General features: G+C 58.4%; 18 protein-coding genes and 1 pseudogene. 8 read left to right on the top strand and 11 right to left on the bottom strand.

Annotated features, from left to right (window positions below; translation table 11 throughout):
• Positions 1-55: 55 nt before the first annotated feature.
• Together yajC and DA792_RS05390 are read right to left on the bottom strand one after the other, a co-directional pair.
• On the bottom strand, positions 56-379 hold the full coding sequence (gene yajC / locus DA792_RS05395; protein ID WP_009571455.1) for a preprotein translocase subunit YajC: 324 nt from the start codon (positions 377-379) through the stop codon (positions 56-58).
• 157 nt (positions 380-536) lie between these two features.
• Positions 537-935 (bottom strand): VOC family protein, encoded by a 399-nt coding sequence (locus DA792_RS05390; protein WP_107718775.1) that lies wholly within the window; start codon positions 933-935, stop codon positions 537-539.
• Between the two features lie 97 nt (positions 936-1,032).
• Between DA792_RS05390 and DA792_RS05385 the strand changes: the two genes are divergently transcribed.
• From DA792_RS05385 to DA792_RS05375, 3 genes are all read left to right on the top strand, one after another.
• Positions 1,033-2,319 (top strand): pentapeptide repeat-containing protein, encoded by a 1,287-nt coding sequence (locus DA792_RS05385; protein WP_107718774.1) that lies wholly within the window; start codon positions 1,033-1,035, stop codon positions 2,317-2,319.
• Positions 2,320-2,392: 73 nt separating this feature from the next.
• Positions 2,393-3,685: a serine--tRNA ligase gene (serS, locus tag DA792_RS05380; RefSeq protein ID WP_107718771.1), complete on the top strand. Its 1,293-nt coding sequence runs from the start codon at positions 2,393-2,395 to the stop codon at positions 3,683-3,685.
• Positions 3,686-3,820: 135 nt separating this feature from the next.
• Positions 3,821-4,534, top strand: a complete 714-nt coding sequence (locus DA792_RS05375) for a hypothetical protein (RefSeq protein ID WP_107718769.1) — start codon at positions 3,821-3,823, stop codon at positions 4,532-4,534.
• Positions 4,535-4,557: 23 nt separating this feature from the next.
• Here DA792_RS05375 and rssA read toward each other — a convergent pair whose 3' ends face one another.
• The 3 genes and pseudogenes from rssA to uvrA form a co-directional block, all read right to left on the bottom strand.
• Entirely contained in the window at positions 4,558-5,481 is a 924-nt protein-coding gene (gene rssA, locus DA792_RS05370) for a patatin-like phospholipase RssA (protein WP_107718766.1), read from the bottom strand.
• A 14-nt stretch (positions 5,482-5,495) separates the two neighbouring features.
• Positions 5,496-5,918: an NUDIX hydrolase gene (locus DA792_RS05365; protein ID WP_107718764.1), complete on the bottom strand. Its 423-nt coding sequence runs from the start codon at positions 5,916-5,918 to the stop codon at positions 5,496-5,498.
• Between the two features lie 4 nt (positions 5,919-5,922).
• Positions 5,923-8,816, bottom strand: a pseudogene (gene uvrA, locus DA792_RS05360) (excinuclease ABC subunit UvrA).
• 256 nt (positions 8,817-9,072) lie between these two features.
• Here uvrA and DA792_RS05355 point away from each other — a divergent pair.
• Positions 9,073-9,432: a rhodanese-like domain-containing protein gene (locus DA792_RS05355; protein WP_107718763.1), complete on the top strand. Its 360-nt coding sequence runs from the start codon at positions 9,073-9,075 to the stop codon at positions 9,430-9,432.
• Between the two features lie 76 nt (positions 9,433-9,508).
• On the opposite strand, the gene DA792_RS05350 is transcribed toward DA792_RS05355, so the two are convergent.
• From DA792_RS05350 to DA792_RS05325, 6 genes are all read right to left on the bottom strand, one after another.
• The gene (locus DA792_RS05350; RefSeq protein WP_107718761.1) at positions 9,509-10,474 is read right to left on the bottom strand and encodes a LysR family transcriptional regulator; all 966 of its coding nucleotides are present in this window, start codon (positions 10,472-10,474) and stop codon (positions 9,509-9,511) included.
• Positions 10,475-10,620: 146 nt separating this feature from the next.
• On the bottom strand, positions 10,621-12,030 hold the full coding sequence (gene lpdA / locus DA792_RS05345; RefSeq protein ID WP_107718760.1) for a dihydrolipoyl dehydrogenase: 1,410 nt from the start codon (positions 12,028-12,030) through the stop codon (positions 10,621-10,623).
• 280 nt (positions 12,031-12,310) lie between these two features.
• A complete protein-coding gene (locus DA792_RS05340; protein WP_107718758.1) occupies positions 12,311-12,919 on the bottom strand; it encodes a DUF924 family protein in 609 nt (202 codons plus the stop codon).
• Between the two features lie 170 nt (positions 12,920-13,089).
• The gene (locus DA792_RS05335; protein ID WP_107718756.1) at positions 13,090-14,379 is read right to left on the bottom strand and encodes an MFS transporter; all 1,290 of its coding nucleotides are present in this window, start codon (positions 14,377-14,379) and stop codon (positions 13,090-13,092) included.
• 70 nt (positions 14,380-14,449) lie between these two features.
• Positions 14,450-15,538, bottom strand: coding sequence for a tRNA preQ1(34) S-adenosylmethionine ribosyltransferase-isomerase QueA (queA, locus tag DA792_RS05330; RefSeq protein ID WP_107718754.1), 1,089 nt, complete (start codon positions 15,536-15,538; stop codon positions 14,450-14,452).
• 25 nt (positions 15,539-15,563) lie between these two features.
• Positions 15,564-19,010 carry a YhdP family protein gene (locus DA792_RS05325; RefSeq protein ID WP_107718752.1) on the bottom strand — a complete coding sequence of 1,149 codons (3,447 nt, stop codon included), beginning with the start codon at positions 19,008-19,010 and terminating at the stop codon, positions 15,564-15,566.
• Between the two features lie 114 nt (positions 19,011-19,124).
• Between DA792_RS05325 and bcp the strand changes: the two genes are divergently transcribed.
• The 4 genes from bcp to DA792_RS05305 all read left to right on the top strand — a co-directional run bounded on the left by bcp (position 19,125) and on the right by DA792_RS05305 (position 22,546).
• Positions 19,125-19,583 (top strand): thioredoxin-dependent thiol peroxidase, encoded by a 459-nt coding sequence (bcp, locus tag DA792_RS05320; RefSeq protein ID WP_107718750.1) that lies wholly within the window; start codon positions 19,125-19,127, stop codon positions 19,581-19,583.
• Positions 19,580-20,428: a ferritin-like domain-containing protein gene (locus DA792_RS05315; protein WP_107718748.1), complete on the top strand. Its 849-nt coding sequence runs from the start codon at positions 19,580-19,582 to the stop codon at positions 20,426-20,428. The genes bcp and DA792_RS05315 overlap by 4 nt, the downstream gene beginning before the upstream one ends.
• Positions 20,429-20,715: 287 nt before the next feature.
• Positions 20,716-22,020, top strand: a complete 1,305-nt coding sequence (locus DA792_RS05310) for a M23 family metallopeptidase (protein ID WP_107718747.1) — start codon at positions 20,716-20,718, stop codon at positions 22,018-22,020.
• Positions 22,010-22,546, top strand: a complete 537-nt coding sequence (locus tag DA792_RS05305) for a bactofilin family protein (RefSeq protein ID WP_107718745.1) — start codon at positions 22,010-22,012, stop codon at positions 22,544-22,546. Before DA792_RS05310 ends, DA792_RS05305 begins: the two co-directional genes overlap by 11 nt.
• The last annotated feature ends 21 nt before the right edge of the window (positions 22,547-22,567 follow it).

Genomic DNA, 22,567 nt, shown 5'->3' with positions numbered 1-22,567 from the left:
GGTCTGAAAAGGGAAAGGCCCGCGCGTTTGCCCGGGCCTTGAATATTTGCGTGGCTTAAGCGGCCGGTTCGGTTTTTGACACCACGTTGGCCAGCGTGCCTTTTTGAACGCGCACTTTCACGCCCTCGGCAATTTCGACCTCAAGCGTGCCGTCTTCGCGCACTTTCGCCACTTTGCCCATCAGGCCGCCAGCGGTGATCACCTCGTCGCCCCGACGCACAGCTTCGATCATCGCACGATGCTCTTTGGCTTTCTTTTGCTGCGGGCGGATCATCAGGAAATACATGATCGCAAAAATCGCAATCAGCGGTGCGAATTGCATGATCGGGTTTGCGGCAGCGCCACCGGCAGCTTGAGCGTAGGCAGGAGTTACGAACATTTGGTCGTCCTTTTGTCAGTCATTCATCTGTCAGAGCGGCCCCTCGCCACCCCATAAAGTCGCCGCGCACCCTATAGCGGGCCTTGGACCTTGGCAAGCAATGCCCGCCACGTTTCACGCGCCTGTCATCGACGCATAAAATGGCGCATAAAACGGCTTATAAAAACCGCCCGCCGCGCTCGATCACTTCGATTTTGTAGCCATCCGGGTCCGTGACGAAAAAGAACTTGGCCACACGGGTGCCTGCGGGCGCGAAATCGACGATTTTGCCGGGGTTCAGCCCGGCTTTGTCCATCCGCGCGTGGTCTTCGGCCAGATCGGCCACGGAAACGGCAAAATGGCCATAGCCATTGCCAAGATCATAAGGTTCCGTGGTGGATTTGTTGACGGTCAGTTCCAACTCAAAGGCAGACTCGGGGTTTGAGAGGTAGATCAGCGCGAAGTCCGGGAAGTCCAATTTCTCCGCCACCGTCAACCCAAACGCCGCCCGATAAAACGCCACCGAGCGCGCCTCGTCCAACACGCGAATACAGGAGTGGATGGCTTTGGCTGTCATGGGCGTATCTGGCACGGGGATTGGTCCTTTGGGCTTTTCATAGAGAGGGTTTGAGTTTCATATGGGGAAGACATTGCCATTTGCATAGAGCCTTTGCATGACAGATTTTATGACCCGCCTGCCCCAGATGCTGTCCACCCCATGGGTTCCATGGATCATTTTAGGCGTGATCGTTGTGGGTGTCTTGCTTGGGCAGGTGCAGAAACATGTGCCCGATGATCCAATTGCCCGAATTAAAAAAACATTTGGCGCAGAGGACATGCCGCATGGTGTAGCCTTGGCGATTGTCCTGTTATGGGCCGCGCTTGGTGCTGTGTTGGCGGCGGGACTTTTGACGCTCTTGGCCGAAATCGCATGGAGTACCGTACGGCCCGAAACACCGACAGGTGAGAGCGACTTTCGCTTTCTGCTCACCAAGGCAACGGCGCTCACAGCGGTGCTGGGCGGTTTGATCGCCCTGCCCTTTACGGCTTTGCGTCTCAAACACACCGCCACCCAAACCCGCCATGCCGCCAATGTGTTGTTCAATGAAAAACTCAATGACGCCAACACCGACCTTCATGCGCGGTATCAAACGACAGAAAAGCAGGAAGACGGCACATATGTCGACATTTGGAAAGACGACATCATCCGCCGCAATGGTGCGATTGATCGGTTGGAGGCCCTGGCGATTGAACGGCCAGTGATGGCCCCCCGGATTGCGCGAATGTTGTGTGTGTATCTCAAAGAGATGTCTCAAATTTTTCCTGCAAAGCATGGGGCAGTAATTGTAGATGAGCCAATCAAGTTTGAAAAAGTAGATCACAAATTACAGCGCAAGGACATGGAGTTTGCTGTTCAGGTGCTTGGAAAGCTGTCAGACAAGGCGGGGATATTACCGGCAGAATTAGCGACCGACCTCTCCGGGACCAACTTGCAAGGAATGGACTTAAGTGGGTTGGACTTTACGTTAGCAAACCTCAAGAGAACGTCATTTGAAGGGGCAACGTTGACCGACACGGTGTTCGAGCGTGCTCATCTTGTAAGTGCAAACCTAAGTCACACCGATCTTCTGCGAACAAACATAAAAGGCGCAAACCTGTCAGGGGCCATTTTGAATGCAACATGGCTCCAAGAAACGAAGATAGACGAACATACAATCCTATCAGTAGCTAATGCACGCCAAGTAATTCTTCGACGCGTGGATTTGTCGAAAAATAACTCAGTCGAGAAACTACTTGCCTCAGCATACGGGGATGGATCCGTTAAATTGCCTGAAGGTATTGAGAAGCCAGAGTGGCCGAATGAGGAAAAGGACGGTTGGTACTTCTTTCAAATATACGACAAACATATCCGCCCCCAATATGTGAAACTGCCTTCTCGCTCTAAGTTACCGCCCGAATAACTCGCCGTTGATCCCCCCTGCCCGCTGAGGCATAAGCCTAGCCAAGATCAAATCACTTCTGAGGACCACTCCGATGCATGACATCAAGGCCATTCGCGAAAATCCTGACGCTTTTGACGCTGCTTTGGCGCGGCGGGGGCTGTCTGGGGTGTCGTCCGAGGTGCTGGCACTCGACGCGGATCGACGCGCCAAGATTGCGGCGGCAGAGGAGGCCAAGGCGGAACAGAACAAGGCTTCCAAACTTGTGGGTGCCGCCAAGGCCAAGGGCGACGAGGCGGAATTTGAGCGCCTGCGCGCGCTTGTGGCCGAGAAAAAGGCCGAGATCGCCCGCCTGACGGACGAGGCCAAGGACGAGGACGCCAAGCTCACCGATATGTTGGCCCGCATCCCCAACCTGCCCGCCGCCGACGTGCCCGACGGCAAGGATGAGAGCGAGAATGTCGAGATCAAGCGTTGGGGCGATGTGCCCAGCTATGGTTTTGATCCGAAAGAGCATTTCGACATCACGGGTGTCTCCAAAGCGATGGATTTTGAAACCGGGGCCAAGATTTCCGGCGCGCGGTTTGTGGTGCTCAAAGGTGCCGTGGCGCGTATCCACCGGGCACTGTCGCAGTTCATGCTCGACACCCATGTGGACGAAAACGGCCTGACGGAGATCAACACCCCCGTGATCGTCAAAGATGAGGCGATGTATGGCACAGATAAGTTGCCGAAATTCGGTGAGGACAGCTATCAGACCACCAACGGCTGGTGGTTGATCCCGACCTCTGAGGTGCCGCTGACCTATTCGGTGGCGAATGATATTTTGGACGAGGCCGCCTTGCCGATCCGCATGACCGCGCATTCGCTGTGCTTCCGCTCCGAGGCCGGGTCGGCGGGCCGCGACACATCGGGTATGTTGCGTCAGCACCAGTTTGAAAAGGTCGAAATGGTTTCGATCACCCACCCGGATGCGTCTGATACCGAACAAAAACGCATGTTGGCCTGTGCCGAGGGCATTCTTGAAAAGCTCGGCGTGCCCTACCGCACGGTCGCGCTGTGCACCGGCGACATGGGCTTTGGCGCGCGCCGCACCTATGACATTGAGGCGTGGTTGCCGGGGCAAAACACCTATCGCGAAATCTCCTCGGTTTCGACCACGGGCGATTTCCAGGCCCGGCGGATGAACGCCCGGTTCAAGCCCGCCGATGGCGGCAAACCTGAGTTCGTGCATACGCTCAATGGCTCAGGCTTGGCTGTGGGGCGCTGTTTGATTGCGGTGCTGGAAAACGGCCAAAACGCCGACGGCTCGGTGACCTTGCCCGACGTGCTTGCGTCTTACTTGGGTGGCAAACTGACCCTGACGTCCGAGGGCGTTTTGGCCTAACCCGCCCAAAACACCGCCCCCCCAAAACACAGCACATGGCTATCTGACAAACGGCGCCCTTTCCGGCGCCGTTTTCCGTCCTATATTGACAGGGGCGCGGCCCGTTTCATGCTTGGGCCCATGAAAGGACACCCCATGCATATGAAAGCCATCTTTGCCTTTGTCGGGGCTCTCGCCTTTGCCATTTTGGGCCCACTTTTGGCCCCCGGATTTGGCGGCTATGATCCCTCGCTCTTTCCGATCCCACAAGACAACGCGCCGATTGTCCCCGCAGGCTACGCCTTCGCGATTTGGGGGGTGATTTACACGTGGCTTGTGATCTCCGGCGGGTTTGGAGTGTTCAAACGCGCGGATGCCGAAGACTGGGACCCGATGCGGTGGCCGTTGATTGCCTCACTGGTGATCGGGACGCCGTGGTTGGCGGTGGCCATGATCTCGCCACTTTGGGCGACGGTTTTGATTTTCGCCATGCTGATCCTGGCCTTGGTGGCAATGGACCGCGCGCCGGTGTTGGACCCATGGTGGGCCCGCGCACCTGTGTCGCTTTATGCCGGGTGGTTGACCGCCGCGTCCTTTGCTTCGCTGGGGATTTTGGCCGCCGGTCACGGCGTGATCTTTGGTCAGGTCGGCTGGGCCTTAATCTGTCTGGCAGGGGCGTTTTCTGTCGCACTGATCGGCCATAAAATGCGCCCGGATGCGCCGCTATATCCACTGGGCACGGCTTGGGCCTTGATCGCGATTGTGGTGCGCAATTGGGGCACGCAGTGGGGCGTGGCGGCCGTGGCCGCTTTGGCGGCGGTGATCCTGTTGCTGCTCTGCGCCAAAAGCGCGCGCCGCGCCGCGATTTAACGGGCAGACGCCCGCTTTGGGACTTAGGAGGGTGTCTTTGGCCCACACTCAAAGAGGCGGGTCAACGTGGCCTCATGTTCAAGAACCATCCTTTTGCCATCCTCGATTGCCTTTTTCGCAAGATGGAAATCAAGCACGGACATGTCCGAAAGGTCGGCCGACAACATCACCTGCGGTGGCTCCCCCGCCATGCGCGCCCGGCGGATATGGTCGGTCATGATGTCAATCGACGTCGACAGCACCTCAATATACCCGGGTGCTGCGCGCCGATCCTCTGTGTTTGAGCTCGGCCAAAGTGCTTTGAGCGCCTCCGGCAGGCGGTCTTGCAACGCGGCCAAGCCGGTGGCTTGATCGACCTGAGGCGCGCGCCACAGCGTGCCGTCCAGCCGTGCGTTTGGATTGACGGCAATGATCACATCGGCACCCAACGCACGGGCCAATGACACCGGCACCGGGTTGACCATACCGCCATCCAAAAGCCATTTGTCTTGATGATAATGCGGTGAAATGATCCCCGGCAGCGCCACCGAGGCACGCACCGCGTGGCTGAGAGGCCCGTCCTTGAGCCAAACTTCACGCCCGGTTTCAAGATCGGTGGCGACGGCGGCAAAGGGGCGGTCAAGCCCTTCGATGGTGTCCGGCAAGCCCAGTTTTTGCAAAAGCGTCATGATTTCCCGCCCCTCAACCAAGCCGCCGCCGGACAGGTTCAAATCGACCAAGGACAGGTAGGAGCGCGGCGTCATGGCGCGAGCCCAGTCTTCGAGCGCGTCAAGCCGACCGCCCGCATAGGCGGCACCGACAAGTGCCCCCATGGAACAGCCCGCGATGATGTCGGGATGAATGCCCAAATCAGCCAAGGCGCGCAACACGCCGATGTGGCAATACCCCCGCGCCCCGCCCGAGCCCAAAGCCAATCCGACCTTCACCGTCTTCTTTTGCTTGGCCATGGCCTGCTCCCCTCTCAGGTCTGTTTCAACGCCTGTTGTGCCAATTCCATGACGTGATCCGAGAGGGCCAGATCCGCCATCTCCGCGTCGCTGACCCAAGCGGCCGCCATCGCGTCATCATCGGCCAGCGGCACCCCCGACTGATAGGCGCAGGCCACGGCGACCAATAGAAAATGATGCCTCACCTCTGAGCCATCGCGATCAATCAACTCAACATGCCCGATCACCTCGCCCGCCGTGGCCGTCACGCCGGTCTCCTCATGGAGTTCACGCGCGGCGGCTTCGGCCAGGCTCTCGCCAAGCTCAACATGCCCGCCGGGAAAGCCCCAAAGCCCGGCATCAGGCGGATTGCGGCGCTGCACCAAAAGGAATTTTCCTTCATGCAGACAGACCGCCAGCACCGCGAGTTTGGGGATTTGAAGCACCGTTTGACGCATCCTCTTACTCCGCCGCTTTGCGCGCTTTGATCTTTTCAAGCATCGGTTTGAGGTAGCGCCCGGTGTGGCTTGCCTCGACCTCTGCCACCTCTTCGGGCGTGCCGGAGGCGACAATTTTCCCACCGCCATCGCCCCCCTCGGGGCCAATGTCGATGATGTAATCGGCGGTCTTGATCACATCGAGATTGTGTTCGATCACGATCATCGAATTGCCCTGATCGACCAGTTCATGCAACACTTCGAGCAGCTTTTTCACATCCTCGAAATGCAGCCCCGTGGTGGGTTCGTCCAAGATGTAAAGCGTGCGGCCCGTGGCGCGTTTCGACAGCTCTTTCGACAGCTTCACCCGTTGGGCTTCGCCCCCGACAGCGTCGTCGCCTGTTGCCCAACTTTGATATAGCCAAGCCCCACGCGCACCAGCGCGTCCATCTTTTCACGGATCACCGGAACCGCCTTAAAGAACGCCTGCGCATCCTCAACCGTCATATCAAGAACGTCGGCTATGCTTTTGCCTTTAAACTGAATTTCCAAGGTTTCACGATTGTAGCGCTTGCCCCGGCAGGTCTCGCATTCGACATACACATCGGGCAGGAAATGCATTTCAATCTTGATCACCCCGTCGCCCTGACAGGCCTCGCAGCGTCCACCTTTGACGTTGAAACTAAACCGCCCGGGCTTGTAGCCGCGCGCTTTCGCTTCCGGCAGACCGGCGAACCAATCACGGATCGGGGTGAAGGCCCCAGTGTAGGTCGCGGGGTTGGAACGCGGGGTGCGCCCGATCGGGCGTTGGTCAATGTCGATGACCTTGTCGAGGTGTTCAAAACCTTTGATCGTCTCACAAGGGGCGGGCGTTTCGCGTGCACCGTTCAATTTGCTCGCGGCGTTTTTATACAACGTCTCAATCGTCAGGGTCGATTTCCCGCCGCCAGACACGCCCGAAACGCAAACAAATTTGCCCAATGGGAAATCCGCGGTCACCTCTTTGAGGTTGTTGCCCGTGGCTTTCACCACAGTCAGTTTCTTGCCATTGCCCTTGCGCCGTTTGCTTGGCACCGACACTTCGCGCGTCCCCGAAAGATATTGCCCGGTGAGCGAGGCGGCGTCCGCTTCGATCTGTTGCGGCGTGCCTTTGGAGACGATTTGACCGCCATGCACCCCCGCCCCCGGCCCCATGTCAAAGACGTAATCGGCCTCGCGGATCATGTCCTCGTCATGCTCAACCACGATTACGGTATTGCCCTGATCGCGCAGGTTTTTCAACGTGCCGATGAGGCGATCATTGTCGCGTTGGTGCAGACCGATGGAGGGCTCATCAAGCACATAAAGCACGCCCTGAAGCCCCGAGCCAATTTGCGAGGCCAGTCGGATCCGTTGACTTTCACCGCCCGACAGCGTCCCCGCATTGCGCGACATGGTCAGATATTCAAGCCCGACGTTGTTGAGAAACCCCAACCGTTCGCGAATCTCTTTGACGATGGCGCGGGCGATTTCTTGTTTTTGTGGCGAGAGCGCATCCATCACGCCGAGCGTCCAGTCATAGGCCTGTTTGATCGACTTTTCGACCACTTGGCCGACATGAAGCAGTTCGGTTTCCCCACCTGTGACGGAGCCAATTTTCACCGCCCGCGCCGCTTCGTTCAGGCGATAGCCGCCGCACAGCCCACAAGGCCGGTTGTTTTGATAGCGCTCAAATTCCTCGCGCACCCAATTGCTATCGGTTTCGCGGTAGCGGCGCTCCATGTTCGGGATCACGCCCTCAAAGCTGCGGGTGACCTCGTAGACGCGGCCGCCGTCATCATAGCGGAACGGGATTTCCACGTTGCCGGAACCGTAGAGAAAGACCTTTTGGACGTCCTCGGGGATGGATTTCCATGGGGTCGAGGCTTTGAACCCGTAATGTTTGGCCAGCGCTTCGATGGTCTGGAGGAAATAGGGTGTTTTACCTTTGCGCCAGGGCGCGATGGCCCCGTCGGCGATTTTCAATGCCGCATCGGGCACCACCAAACGTTCGTCGAAAAACAGCTCGACCCCAAGCCCGTCACATTGCGGACAGGCCCCGAACGGCGCGTTAAATGAAAACAACCGGGGTTCGATTTCCGAAATGGTAAAACCCGACACCGGACAGGCGAATTTTTCCGAAAAGGTCAGGCGCTCTGGATCGCCCTCGCCCTCTTTCGGCGCGGTTTCCAAAATGGCGATGCCATCGGCCAGATCAAGGGCGGTGCGCAGGCTGTCGGCCAGACGGGTTTCCAATCCCTCACGCACCACCAACCGGTCCACCACCACGTCAATGTCATGGCGGAATTTCTTGTCCAAAGTGGGTGGTTCATCGAGTTCGTAAAACGCGCCATCAACCTTAACCCGTTGAAAGCCTTGTTTGCGTAACTCCAAGAATTCTTTGCGATATTCGCCTTTGCGGTCGCGTACGATCGGCGCCAAAAGAAAGCCACGCGTGCCCTCCTCCATCCGCATGATGATGTCCACCATGTCTTGGATCTGTTGCGCCTCAATCGGCTCGCCGGTCGCGGGGCTATAGGGTGTCCCGGCGCGGGCAAAGAGCAGGCGCAGGTAGTCGTAAATCTCTGTCACCGTACCCACGGTGGAGCGCGGGTTTTTCGAGGTGGTCTTTTGCTCAATCGAGATCGCAGGCGACAGACCCGAGATGTGATCCACATCCGGCTTGCCCATCATGTCCAAGAACTGGCGGGCATAGGCGGACAGGCTTTCGACATAGCGGCGCTGGCCCTCGGCATAGATCGTGTCAAAGGCCAGTGAGGATTTGCCCGACCCCGACAGGCCGGTGATCACCACCAATTCGTCGCGTGGAATATCCACATCGACGTTTTTGAGATTGTGCTCGCGCGCGCCGCGCACTTCGATAGTTTTGAGTTCGACCATAGCCCACTTGCCCTCTGTCCACACCCGATCTGACCGGGTTCTTTGCCCCGGCGCAGCCGCTCCCCATATCTAGGCGAGCGTGGCCTATGTTCCAATAGGAAAATAAGAACGTAACAAGAACTTGTGCCGCGCATGCTGTTTTTTTCACCAATGGCACCTGCGGATCAGGCGTCGGTGATTTCATCACAGACACACGCTTGCCCTCAGGCCTAAAAGCAGCGCAAAGACATGCAACAGATTGCAAAGGTGGAATGAGATGTTTGGATTGTTTGGCGGTGGGCCAAAAATATCTGTGGACGAGGTCAAAGCCGGGCTGGCGCAGGGCACAATGATCTTGGTCGACGTGCGCGACAAGCAGGAGTTGCACATGACCGGCACCGCCAAGGGCGCGATCCATGTGCCGCTGACGGTGATTGCGGCGAAATGTGACCCGCGCTCGCCCGACTGCCTGCCCGCATTCAAGGACACGAAGCTCACCAAGGTGCTGTACTGTGCTTCGGGGGCGCGCTCCTCAAATGCCGCCTCCCTGTTGAAACGGCTTGGCCATGAAGATGTGCAAAACCTTGGAGGGCTACACAATTGGGTCGCCGGTGGCGGCGAGGTTGTGAACGTCTAAGGGGCGCTTTCACCCCGTTTAAAACACATAAAAGGCGGCCAATGGGCCGCCTTTTATCATGCCAAAATTGAACCGGCTACTCTGCCGCCTCCGACACCGTGCCTTCAAATTTCACCCCATCGGGCCGAATGACAGTATCGGCAGAGCTGGCATCCGGGCCCATGTAATAGCCCCGGCGCGCGGTGAACCGCCCGGCGATGAAGCGCATGAATTCGGTCACCCGCGGGACATGGCGCAGGTCCGGGTGGGTCAACACCCAAAGCGGCGTATGATCGGCCAGTTTCAACCCCGGCACCCGCACCAAATGCGGGTCACTGTCGCCCAAGAAATGCGCGGTGCGGACCATGCCAACGCCCTGACGCGCCAAAGCCATGGCCGTGATCATATCATCGGTGCGCATCGCCACACGACAGGTCGGCAAATCGGCAAAAAGCGCGGTTGGGTTGGTCTGGGCCCAAGCCAAAAACGCGATATAGGGCAGATGCGTTTCGGTGTCGCGCCCCTCGATCACGTCTTGAAACTGCTCAATAAAACTCGGGGACGCAAACCATCCGGCGCGCTGCGAGGTCATCATCCGCCCCCAAAGGCTTTCTTCGGGCGATTGGGTCACCCGGATCGCCACATCGGCCTCGCGACGGTGCAGGTTCAACACCTCCGTCGCGCCAACGATTTGCAAATCAATCGCCGGGTGTAACTCTTTGAATGTTTTGAGGTCCTCTGCGAAATGATTGTCGGCCAAAAGCGGCGGAATGGTGACTTTCAATTCGCCTTCTTCGGTCTCGTCACGGGCGGCGAGCGCCATATCAAGCGCGACCATGCGCGCCTCTACCTCTTCGGCATGGGCAATCGCCACCTGCCCCGCTTCGGTCGGTTGTAGGCCAGACGCCAGCCGGGTGAAGAACCGCACACCGGCGGTGTCTTCGGCCTTGGCCAATTGCCGCGACACAGTGGCATGGTTCACGCCCAGCACTCTGGCGGCGCCCGAAAGGCCACCTTCACGCGCAACGGCGAGAATATAACGCAGAGAATCCCAGTCAGTCATATTGACACATTACATCACATCTATTTGCGCACAAGGGGCGCGCTATCTTGCGGGCTTTGCCCACATGTATTTATGAAACGACATGGTTTTGCAAATAAAAAGCGCCCCGTCTCCGAGGCGCTTTTGTCTATTAGAGTGGCGACAGTTTAAATATGCAGCGCGCGACCATAGGCATCCAACACCGATTCATGCATCATTTCCGACATGGTCGGGTGCGGGAAAACGGTGTTCATCAGATCCTCTTCGGTGGTTTCAAGTTCGCGACCGATGACATAGCCTTGGATCATTTCGGTCACTTCCGCGCCGACCATATGCGCACCCAAAAGTTCGCCGGTCTTGGCATCAAACACGGTTTTCACCAGCCCCTCCGCCTCGCCCATCGCAACGGCTTTGCCATTGCCGATGAAGGGAAATTTGCCGACCTTGATCTCATATCCGGCCTCTTTCGCCTTGGCTTCGGTCAGACCGACGGAGGCCACTTGTGGGTGACAATAGGTGCAGCCCGCAATCGAGTTCGGTTTGATCGCATGAGGATGACCGCCCGCGATGAGTTCGGCCACCATAACGCCCTCGTGCGAGGCTTTGTGCGCCAACCAAGGCGCGCCCGCGATGTCGCCAATGGCATACACGCCCTCGACACCAGTGCGGCAATAGGCGTCGGTGACGACATGAGTGCGGTCGATTTTCACGCCCATTTCCTCAAGTCCGAGACCTTCGACATTGCCGACGATGCCGACCGCGGAAATCACTGTATCGAACTCGTGCTTTTCGATTTTGCCGTTGATTTCGATATGGGCGACGACTTTATCCTTGCTCCGATCCAACTGTTTGACGCCGGATTTTTCATGGATGGTCATGCCCTGTTTGACGAATTGCTTTTTGGCAAAGGCAGAGATGTCCTTGTCCTCAACAGGCAACACCCGATCCATAACTTCGACCACAGTCGTGTCAGCGCCAAGCGTGTTGTAGAAGGAGGCGAATTCGATGCCGATCGCGCCCGAGCCAATGACCAGGAGCTTTTTCGGCATGTGTTTGGGCACCAACGCATCGCGATAGGTCCAAACCCGGTCGCCATCGCCCTCAAGCCCCGGCAATTGCCGCGCCCGCGCGCCAGTGGCAACGATGATGTTTTTGGCGGTCAGAATCTCGTCTTTGCCATCATTGGTTTTAACGGAGACTTTGCCTTTTCCGGCCAATTTGGCCTCGCCCATGATCGACGTGACCTTGTTCTTTTTGAACAGGCCTTTGATCCCGGCGTTCATCTGTTTGGCGACACCGCGCGAGCGTTTGACGATGGCATCGAGGTCAAAACCGATGTTATCGACGGAGAGGCCGAATTCCTTGGCCCGGTGCATTTGATGATACACTTCGGCGGAGCGCAGCAAAGCTTTGGTCGGGATGCAGCCCCAGTTCAGGCAAATCCCACCCAGGTTTTCGCGCTCGACACAGGCGACCTTAAGGCCCAACTGCGCCGCACGGATCGCGGCGACATAGCCACCAGGGCCTGCGCCGATGACCACAAGGTCAAAAGATGTGCCAGAAAGTGTGTCAGACATGGAGGGTCCTCCCGAAACCAAATTTAAAGCCTTTTGCACCTTTCCCGTTTGGGACAAGGAAAAAGGCCCACGCCACTTCAATCCTGCCGTCGCTGTGTTGTTGATCCACGATCTACAACTGCGACAAAACAATTTAGTTTGATACTAAACTATCTTGAAAATCGTGGCAACGGGGCGCGCAACCTTCAGGCCGAAAGGCTGCGTCCCGCTCAGCGCATAGCTTGAGCGGGTAACGCATAGATAAAAGGAGGGTTTGAACATTTTGGACTGCGCGACCAAATCAGGCCGCGTGCGCCGATGACATGTCTTTAAGAACCGCGCCGTAGCCACCGGAGGTGATAAATTGCGCCTCGGAGTCTGTTGTGCGCCGCTCCAAAGCCGCGTTGCGGTAAGGAAAGCGGCCAAACATGCGGATCACTTCGCGATGCGCCTGCGCATGTCGCAGATTGTCGGGCTGTTCCGAGAGGCGTTTAAACATCAGGCGCACACAGCGGTCCTGATCGGTGAGATTTTCGGAATGCATCAACGGCAGGTAGAAAAATTGCCGTGCGGGCGTATCAATGCGCATGTCCCAGCCCTTATCAATCGCGGCCTTGGCGGCGGTGAGGGCGATCCGGTCCGAGGCAAAGGCACGCCCCTGCCCGCGGAACATATTGCGCGACATTTGATCATTGAGAATGATATAGGCCAGCGCCCCGGACGCATGGGTCAACCAAAGCGAATAGGCGCCTTCTTGCGCTTTTTCCCAAGTAGAAAGGAACTGATCGCGAATGCGCGCATCAAGAGCCTCATCCACCTTATACCAATCCGCCGGGGTCAACTCATCAAGCCAAAAGGCGAGGATCTCCTCTGGCGTTTTTTGGGTGGTTTGGGTCTGAATCTGGGCCATCAGTCGCTCCTCTCGACGGCGTAATCGTTATAAAACCGTTACAAGCCACAAGATCAGCACGCAAGTTAATTATAATGTCGCAAGGTAAACTTTTATCAATATTGCTGAAAATAGCACTTCAAGCCACCGCCAGCCGCCTTACACCCCTGTAAGCGCCCGGTCTCTTGCGGTTATGGATGCGCCCCACCATCGGCGGGATCACGCGCCACATCATGCGCCTCTTCTTCGGCCCGTTCAATGGCCACCTCTTGCGCCATCTCCCCAACCACAGGCGAGGCAGAGGGCATCACAGCAACATAAGACGTGGTCTCATCCACCGGCACGGCTGCGCGCCGGGTCATCCGCCACAGCGCATAGGCGGCCACGCCGCCCATCAGCACCGCTTGCATCAACCAATAGCCACGCGGGCCAATATAGCCCATCAACCAACCGGCGATCAGCGGCCCGCCAACGGCCCCCACCCCGTTGATGAACAACAGCCCACCAGAGGAGGCGGCCATATCCTCGGGGTCGAGGTAATCATTGGTGTGGGCGATCAACAGCGAATAGAGCGGGTTCGCCGCCCCGCCTGCCACAAAGGCAATGCCCAGCCCAAGCATATAGTTGCCGGGGATCAGGATGCCGACGATACAAGCGGCCGTGCCCATGCCCGCAACGCCAAAGATCGCTTTGCGCCGGTCAATGTGATCCGAAATCCAGCCAATCGGCATCTGAAATGCCACGGCGCCGATGTAAATCGCGGCGATAAAGGTGGAGATTTGGCCCAAGGAAAAGCCCGCCTGAGTGGCATAGACCGCGCCCATCGCCATTTGCGAGGCAAAGACGCCGCCCATCAAGAACATGCCAACACAGCCCAAAGGCGAGACTTCAAACAGCTTTTTGAAGGTCATCGGCTTGGAGGTTTCAAAGGCCGGGGTGGGCGTCACCGACAACAGGATCGGCGCGAAAGAAATCGACACCAAGACAGAGGGCACGATGAACAAAATGAACCCGGACGGGTCGCCTTGGGACAGGATCCATTGTGCAACGACAATGCCGACCATCTGCACCAACATATAGGCCGATAGGGCCTTGCCGCGCACCTCGTTGGAGGCGGCGTTGTTGAGCCAGCTTTCCGAGGTCACATAGACGCCGGAAAAGCAGAACCCCAACATCACACGCAGAGCGGTCCAGACCCAAGGGTCCGCAACCACCGGAAACAGAATCAGCGCAGCAGAGATAAAGGAGCCGAGGGCCGCAAACACCCGCACATGGCCGACCCGGCGAATGAGCAAAGGCGCGGCGCGTGATCCGCCCAAAAAGCCCAAGAAATAGCCCGACATGACGATGGAAATTTCCAAGGTCGAAAAGCCCTCCAGCCCGCCACGGACCCCCAAAAGGGAGCCCTGCAAACCGTTGCCGATCATCAGTAAAAGAATGCCCAACAGGAGCGGCGAAGAGGAGGCGAGGACTTGTTTCATTCCCGGACCCTATTTGGATTCGAAGAGGAGGGAAACCCGCGGTTTGCGGCGCGGTCCTGAGCCACAGAAATCAGACCTCACACCCTCGGTCCTTTTGCGGCAACAAAAGCGAGGCATCGCCATAGGAAAAGAACCGATAGCCCTCAGCGACGGCATGTTCATAGACCGCGCGCATCCGCTCGCGCCCCATCAGCGCCGCCACCAACATCAAAAGCGTGCTTTTGGGCAGGTGGAAATTGGTCATCAACGCATCGGTGACGCGAAACGGATAGCCGGGTTTGATGAAAATATCGGTCTCGCCCAAAAACGGCGCGATCACACCGGGCGCAGGCGCGGCAGATTCGATCAACCGCAACGCCGTGGTGCCGACCGGGATCACCCGCCCGCCGCGTTGCTTGGTGGTGTTGATCTCGATGGCCGCGCCCTCTGAGACCTCACCCCATTCCGAATGCATTTTGTGATCATCGACATTGTCGACCTTGACTGGCAAAAACGTCCCCGCCCCGACATGCAGCGTCACATAGGTGAACTCCACGCCCTTTTCCGCCAGCGCCTTGAGCAGCGGCTCATCGAAATGCAACGAAGCGGTGGGCGCAGCCACAGCGCCCATATTGCGGGCCCAAACGGTTTGGTAGTCTTCTTTGTCTTGGGCGTCGGCTTTGCGCTTGGCCTCGATATAAGGCGGCAAGGGCATGGAGCCGGCTTCGGCCAGAGCCTTGTCGAAATCCGCGCCCGAAAGGTTGAAGGCGACCATCGCCTCGCCGTCTTCTTTGGCAATCAAAGTGGCCGAAAGATCATCGGAAAACCGCACCTCCTCGCCCTCTTTGATCTTTTTGAGCGGCTTGATCAGCGCCCGCCAGACCATCCCGCCATGCCCCGCCTCGGCCTGCGGTTCCAACAGGGTGACTTCGATCTTGGCCTCTTGATACCCCTGCGCCGTATCGCGGCCACGTTTGCCCGTGAGGCGCGCGGGCAGCACTTTGGTGTCGTTCAACACCAACCGATCACCGGGCTGCAACCAGTCCAAAAGATCGGTGACATGACCATCGGTGATGGTGTCGGGCGTGGCCACCAAAAGCCGGGCCGAAGAGCGCGGTTTGGCGGGCCGTGTGGCGATCAACGCCTCAGGCAGATCGAAATCGAAATCGGACAGTTTCATAGGGCCTCACATCAGGCGGATTGGGTTACTCGCCCCCAGCGGGCTTTTTGCGGAAGATGTCGCGCAACGCCCCAGGGGTCAGGATGGAGAGCGGATTGACCCCAACGGCGGGCGATTTGGCGTCCCCCGTCAGCGTATAGGTAAAGCCAAAAAGACCCTCGCCTTTGCGTGCCACAACCTGCCCCAGCGCATTGATAAAATAGACGGGCGAGACGACCCCTTGCAGGTCCACCTGTCCTGCGGATGTGTCATAAAGCCCTTCGAGAGTAATGCCAAGGGAGGGGCCTTCGGCGGTGCCATCGCGGATGATCAACTTACCCGGACGCAGGGTGAAATCGCCTTGAACTTGCGAAAACTGAATGCCGCCCGCCCCGGTCATCTGATCAATCAGCCCAACGACAGAAATCGCGGACAAAAGCTCGGCCAGTGCCGGGGCGGATTGCACCCGGATGTCATCGACCACCACTCGGCCATCATAGCTGCCCTCTTCGGGCAAAGCGGTCAGGCCAAAGCTCAATTCGCCACCAGAAGCGCGGTCCAAAACCCCCGCCGCCGTTACGATGGACCCGGCATCTTTCGAGGTCGCGGTGATCGTTGGACCATAGGGACCGGGGCGCACCGTGCCCGTCAAGGTGCCCGTGCCGTTCAGATCGCCGCGGAAGGACCCCGTCACCCCATCTCCCAAAGACAGACGTGCCGAAAAGGCATTCAACTCTTGGCCCTTGGTGATCTCAAAGCGATCAAGTCTCACCTCCATCGGGATCGCAGCGCCCCCCCCCGTCCCCGAGGTGCCGCCAAAAGTGGCGCGTGGCAGATCAAGCCGCCCACCGCGAATTTCGACCTTGACCGGCTGCCCTGCGCCCTGCCCGACCAAGGAGGCCGGCACATCAAGCCATCCGCCCAGTTTGAACCGATCCACATCCAGCCGATCCAGCGTCCCTTCGGGCGTCAACGTCACCCGCCCGCCTGTGGCCTCAAGCCCGGCGGCCGAAAGCGCCAGATGGGTGATATTTGGTCGATCGCCTGCCGTGCCCGAAATCGCAAAAGAGCCGCGCGTTCCGGCGGGTTTGCCCCATTTGAGCGGCGCGAAACTCAGCCGCATGCCAGACAGATCAGAGGTAATATCGAACTTTGGCGGCTGGCCTTTGCGCAGCGCCACGGACAGGCTGCCCGAGGCGGCCCCCGACACGGTGCCGTCCGGCAAAGCGATCTTAAACGTGTCCAACAGCGCCTGATTGAGGGTGATCCGTCCGGTCATATCCGAGGCGCCCCGATGATCGGGGCCGAAGTCTTTGCGCCACTGCCCGGCGGCCTGCGCCGTCCCGATCCGCGCCGATCCCGCGAGGCTCAGACCGGACGGATCGACGGTCAGCGCCAGTTGATCGGCGGAAAGCACCTGCCCGCTCATCAGTTGATCCGAGGAGACATTGCTCAGCGTGCCATTGAGCAGGAAATTCACATCCTCAAAGGTGACGATCTTTTTGAGCGGAAAGGAAATGAGGCCGCGCAGGCTGGCCTGGCCTTTGGCCACATCCGGGCCAAAGGCGGCCTCTTTGAGCACCGAAAACGGCTTTTCCGCCACCAAGGACAGCCCGGCCTCAATCGTCGATTGGCTGGCCAAGGCGATGTCCAAACGCGCCGGTTTTTCGGTGATATTGGGGATGCGCACCACCGTGCCCGCCATGTCAACCGCCCCGCCCAGCGGAGGCGTGACCGCGCCGCCATCCAAGACAACTGTCAGAGCATTGCCAAAAATCGACCCGTAGCCATGCCCGCCCAAAAGCGGCGGTTGCGCCGGGATATAGCGCAGATCGAGATCGTCAAAACTCCAGTCGAGCGCCAGTGTCGGCGCGGTTTGTCCCGGCACAAACCGCAGCGCCGCATTCAGGTCGCGGTAGGTGGCGGAGCGGATATTTTCGGCCATCCACTCACGGGTTTTAGCGATGGCTTTCGGCGGCCAGAGCGCCATAAGTTCAGCGTTGCTCACCGCATCGACATTCAGATCAAGCCCGGCTTGCCAGCCCTCCGGCGTGGCCGCAGCACGTCCCGATCCGCGCAGCCATAGATCCCCCTGTTTGAGATCAAGTTGACCAATCTCAAGGCGAAACGGCGCGAGCCGCAACTGTAGATCGGCCATGCCTTGATCGAACACCAAAGGTTCGGAAAACACGCCATCGGGGGCAAGTTTCAGCTCGGATAGCTGCCATTGGCTGGTGAAAACCTGCGGCCAAACCCCGTCGAAATCACGCAGCAAAATATGGCCGCGCCCGCTGACGTCGAGCGCCTCTGTTTTGAGGCTAAACTGAGGAAATTCAATGCGTTCTTTGCCCGGATCATAATCAAAATACCCGCTCGCGCCCTCAAAGGCCAAAGGTTTAGCCCCTTCTCCGGCAACGATCTGTCCGGCGCCAATCGCAAGTTTGCCGGAGTACTGCGCCAGCCGCCCCTTGGCATCAAATTCGGCGCGCATGGCGACGGAGACCGGCGCGTCGACCACGGATAGAAACGACAAAGCCGGGCTTTGAAGCGCGAAATCGCGGGTCGGCGCAGTGTCCACGTTCAGCGACATGACCGTCGCCAAAGAGCCTTTTTGCGAGGCAAAACTAACCTCGACATCGGAGAGGTCTTCGGTGCCGTTGAACAGTTCGAAATTCAGCGTGATGTCAAAATTTTCATCCGAATTAAGCAGAATCACGGCGGCGTCGGTCGCCTGCCACAACCGCCCTGATCGGGCATCTTCGAGCGAAACGGTGATCTCGCGCGCCTCAACCCGAGAGATTTTCGACAAGGGCTCGGTGGAAAAAGCGCGGTCAATCGCTTCCAATACTTCGGCCGCAGAGCCTACCGTGCCCTGCGCACCGCCGAAATCCAAGGCAAACGTGCCATCCGCACGCCGTCGCACCGTGACCTGCGCGCCGGAGAGGCGTAGCGTGTCAGGTCGCAACCGCATTTGTTTGAGCGCGTCCTTGGAAAGCACCGCGCGCAATTCATTGAGTCGGGCGATTTCCGCACCTGAGCCATCAATCAAGCCAACATTGCGGGCGGTGACACGCGGCACAAAGGTTTTATCGACCAAGACCACGATCTGACCGATGGAAATTTTCGCGCCATCGAGGTCGCCATTAATCTGCGTTTCGATGCGCGAGGTGATCATGTCGGGCAAGACGATGGTCCGCCCGGTAAAGGCCAGAACCGCGACCCCGATGAACAGCGCCATAAGGGCCATGAGCGCGAGCGACCACAGACCAAAGCGATGTGCCGGATGCAAGCGCTTGCGGGTCTCGGCGGGGGTTTCCTCCGCCTCGGTCTCTGTCGCACTCTCGGAATCGGAGGTCTCCACACCGGCTGCGTCCGCAGAGGGGGCCTCTGTGGACGTCTGTGTGATCTGCGCGTCGGACATCTCCGGGCTGTGCTCCGGGTCGGCGCCAGACGTTTGATCCGGGGTTTGATCCGGGGTTGGACGCTCGCTCATTTTACCTGCTCTGAGGCTCGTGTTGGTTTCATCTTGTCGCAAAGCGGCCTAAAACGAAACCGAAAGCCTGTGCAACGCGTAAAAGTGTTCAGATGGCATTATAAGGAGATCGACATGCTTGACCAAGGAACCATGGCCCCGGATTTCACCCTGCCCCGCGACGGTGGCACAGATGTGACCCTGTCCGATCTGCGCGGGCAAAAAGTGGTGCTGTATTTCTACCCGAAAGACAACACACCGGGCTGCACCACCGAGGCATTGGATTTCACCGCCCTCAAAGAGGATTTTGCATCGGCGGGCGTTCAGGTCTTTGGCATCTCCAAAGACAGCGTCAAAAAGCACGACAATTTCTGCGCCAAACACAGCCTTGGCATCCCGCTTTTGTCCGACGAGAACGGCACGGTCTGCGAAGACTATGGCGTCTGGGCGGAGAAACAGATGTATGGCAAAACCTATTTTGGCATCATTCGGGCCACCTTTCTCATTGATGAAGAAGGGAAAATTTCCCATGTCTGGCCCAAGGTGAAAGTCACGGGACATGCGGGAGAGGTTCTTGCGGTCGCCACCGCATGAGCGAGGCATTGCACACAGGGCCGCTGACGCTGGCCCAGATGGCCGAGGCGGTGCTCCGCACGAAGGATGGGCGCGAGAAAACCGCGCTCAGCCACCGCTTTGCCGAGATGTGGCGACAGTCGCGTGCTGGCGGCACACCGATTGAGATCGGCACCGCCCATCCGCCCTTGCAACCCGCGCGCCCGGACAAGCCCGAACAACGCGACCCGCGCGATGTGCCGCGGCGCAAACCCGGCAGCCCCGAAGGCCGGATCGCGATTTTGCATGCGATTGCCCATATCGAATTGAACGCGGTGGATTTGCACTGGGACATCGTGGCGCGGTTCACCCATGTGCCATTTCCGATTGGATTTTATGACGATTGGGTCAAGGCAGCGGATGAAGAGTCTAAACATTTCAATCTGATATGTGATCGGCTTGAAGCGCTCGGCTCCTTTTACGGTGCCCTGCCTGCCCATGCCGGGATGTGGCGCGCCGCCGAGGATACGGTAGATGACATCATGGGCCGTTTGGCCGTGGTGCCGATGGTGTTGGAGGCGCGCGGCTTGGATGTGACACCGGGCATGATCAAGATTTTTCAAAACGCCAAGGACCGCGAGACGGTGGAGGCGATGACTGTGATTTATGCCGAGGAAGTGTTCCATGTCGCCTATGGCGCCAAATGGTTTAATTTCCTCTGTGGCCGCGAGGGGCTGGACCCGACTGCGGAATTCCACGCCCTTGTGCGTCGTTTTTTCCCGTCTGGCACCAAAGGGCCGTTCAACGACGAAAAACGCGCCGAGGCCGGGATGCCGCCGGATTTCTACTGGCCCCTGTCCGATGAGCCTCCTGCCGCTTGGCGGTAACGCCCCCCTGCGGCAGGCGGTCGCGGGGGACCGAATTCACCGCGTATGGTGGCGCTCCCATAGGCAAAAAACCGCCCACAAACAGTCATTTCCCGCCCATAGCTCGCCTGAACAGCCGACAGCGGGGCAAAAGCGTTGCCCGCTTGGCCTTCGTTCGCTAACAGGGTGCAACCGCTTATTTATGTCAGTGCCGATTTGGGAAAAGCCACGCAAAAGACGTGCAAATTCCAAAGTTACCAGGATCTACAGCGGATAAAGATGGGAATGAGGACGGTTTTAGCCTAACAATGATACACAAGCTCAATCACATGCTTGAGCGCAGACTCCCCGAACGCCGGGTGTTTCTGCGGTCTGACTCTGAGACCCGCTATCTGCGGCTTTCTCCCCTGACACAATTGGTGGCCGCGACTGGAACCACGCTGATCGCCGTCTGGATGATCATCGCTTCGGCGATCATTTTGATGGACAGCATCGGGTCGGGCAATCTGCGCGAACAGGCGGGACGTGATCTTGTGTTGTTTGAAAACCGCGTGGCGGAACTGGCCCATGAGCGCGACATGCGCGCCAACGAAGCCGCCGCCGCCCAAGAACGGTTCAACACCGCGCTCAAACAAATCTCGTCGATGCAATCGCAACTTTTGGCATCCGAGGAGCGCGTGCGCGAATTGGAAACCGGCGTGGATGTGGTTCAGGCCAATCTGCGCGATGCGTTGAAAGCGCGCGACGAAGCACAACAGGGCGAAGAGCAGGTTCTCGCCAAACTCAATGGCGACGCGAATGCGGCCAAGGGCATGACGCCCGAAGACATGGAAAGCACGGTCGATGTGTTGTCCGTGGCGCTGGCCGATACGGCTGCGGAACGCGACGAGATGGCCCTGACCGCCTCACAGGCGATGAAAATGGCCGACGTGTTGGAAACCGATCTCAAGCTGATGGAAGAAAAGAACGACCGCATTTTCACCCAGCTCGAAGATGCGATGACCGTTTCTGTCGCCCCGCTTGATAAAATGTTCAAAGCTGCTGGAATGCCGGTCGACTCGATGCTCGCCACCGTCAAACGCGGCTATTCCGGTCAGGGTGGCCCGCTCACCCCGATCACATTCTCGACCAAAGGTGGCTTGATCGACCCGGATTCGATGCGCGCCAATGCGTTGATCGACAAGATGGACAAGCTCAACATCTACCGGATCGCCGCGCAAAAAGCCCCCTTCGCCCTACCGCTCAAAGACAGCTTTCGCTACACCTCGGGCTTTGGCCCACGTTGGGGGCGGATGCATGAGGGCACGGATTTTGCCGCCGCTTACGGCACGCCGATCTATGCCACCGCTGATGGTGTGGTGACATTCTCCGGCTGGTCCTCCGGCTACGGGCGTTTGGTAAAAATTCAACATGAGTTCGGGATCGAGACACGTTATGGTCACCAATCCCAACTTCTTGTGAAAGTTGGTCAAAGAGTCTCGCGTGGGGAGCAAATCGGTGCTATGGGGAATTCTGGCCGCTCCACTGGCACGCACCTCCACTATGAAGTCCGTGTACAGGGCAAGGCCGTCAACCCGATGATCTACATTAAGGCTGCCAACGATGTTTTCTAAAAGCAGGATCAATGAACCCGGCCCGAAACAGGGCGAGGACGTCACGAAACCCGAAACGGCGGCTGCAAAGCCCGCCTTGCCGAAAACTCCGGCCCCTGACTTCACCCAATCCGCACCCAAGGCGAAACCGCCCGCATCGGTGCTGTCCTCTGACCTCACCGTCGTGGGCAATCTGAAAACCTCCGGCGATATTCAAATCGAAGGCACGGTTGAGGGTGACATTCGCGCCCATCTTTTGACAGTCGGCGAAACCGCAATGATCAAGGGCGAAGTGATTGCCGATGATGTGGTGGTCAACGGTCGTGTTGTTGGTCGTGTGCGTGGCTTGAAAGTCCGCCTGACCTCGACCGCACGGGTCGAAGGCGACATCATCCACAAAACCATCGCCATCGAGAGCGGTGCGCATTTTGAAGGCTCGGTTCAGCGCGCTGACGATCCTTTGTCGATCGGTTCAAAAGCCGGTGGGGCAAAACCTCAGCCCGCGAAAGCGCCGGAACCGGCTGCTGCACCGACCAAACCCGCCTGATCGGGTCTCATGTTTGATTTT

The organism is Celeribacter baekdonensis (assembly GCF_003047105.1).
GTDB lineage: Bacteria > Pseudomonadota > Alphaproteobacteria > Rhodobacterales > Rhodobacteraceae > Celeribacter > Celeribacter baekdonensis_B.
This window is presented reverse-complemented; position numbering and strand designations above follow the sequence as displayed.